The organism is Mesobacillus boroniphilus, assembly GCF_018424685.1.
GTDB lineage: Bacteria > Bacillota > Bacilli > Bacillales > Cytobacillaceae > Mesobacillus > Mesobacillus boroniphilus_A.
The window spans coordinates 1-467 of sequence record NZ_QTKX01000014.1 but is presented as its reverse complement, the minus strand read 5'-3'; the positions used below and the strand labels follow the sequence as shown (position 1 = coordinate 467).

Annotated in this window: 2 tRNA genes; both read right to left on the bottom strand. The window is 46.0% G+C overall.

What is annotated here, in order from left to right:
- Positions 1-149: 149 nt before the first annotated feature.
- Positions 150-225: transfer RNA gene (locus DYI25_RS22255), tRNA-Ala, on the bottom strand.
- 15 nt (positions 226-240) lie between these two features.
- A tRNA-Ile gene (locus DYI25_RS22250) sits at positions 241-317 on the bottom strand.
- Between the last annotated feature and the right edge of the window lie 150 nt (positions 318-467).

Below are 467 nucleotides of genomic sequence, written 5' to 3'. Positions count from 1 at the left end.
GTGCGCCCTTTCTAACTTAACCTAAAAGGTCATTTCTCTATTAAATAGAGAGAAAACTAAAATGGCGATCACTCGGTTTCTTCTTTGGTTCTTCTTACTTACGATTATCTAGTTTTCAAGGAACAAATGTCATGTGCATGAAAGCAACATGGTGGAGCCTAGCGGGATCGAACCGCTGACCTCCTGCGTGCAAGGCAGGCGCTCTCCCAGCTGAGCTAAGGCCCCATTATGAAAGATATATGGTGGGCCTAAGTGGACTCGAACCACCGACCTCACGCTTATCAGGCGTGCGCTCTAACCAGCTGAGCTATAGGCCCATATATCATATATAGAGGAATTACTCCCTCAAAACTAAACAAACAAGCGTACAACAGTACGAATCGTAAGATTCGCATTCCGATTGCCATTACGGCAATATCCTTAGAAAGGAGGTGATCCAGCCGCACCTTCCGATACGGCTACCTTGT